The 221-nt window shown below is 42.5% G+C and carries 1 pseudogene; it reads right to left on the reverse strand.

From position 1 onward, the window contains the following. Nucleotides 1-221, reverse strand: a pseudogene (locus SCA31_RS25945) (hypothetical protein); the annotation flags it as partial.

Consider the following 221-nt stretch of genomic DNA (forward strand, 5'->3'; position numbering starts at 1 on the left):
ACTTCTCAAAGTAGGCGAGCATGGAGTTTCCAAAGGGGAGTGCATAGTTGTTGGATGCTGCATTTTTGGAAAGGCTTCTTTCCGTTTCAAATCGTTCAAAAAAGGCAATTTTCTCCTTTTGCGTTTGTTCTGTGCTTGTCAGCGTCTCATCTGTCCTACAGGAATTGAGGGAAACAGTAAGCATGCCTAACAATAAAAGTCCGCAGACTAGATTTGTCTTC

The organism is Chryseobacterium sp. SIMBA_028, from assembly GCF_046535285.1.
Classification (GTDB): domain Bacteria; phylum Bacteroidota; class Bacteroidia; order Flavobacteriales; family Weeksellaceae; genus Chryseobacterium.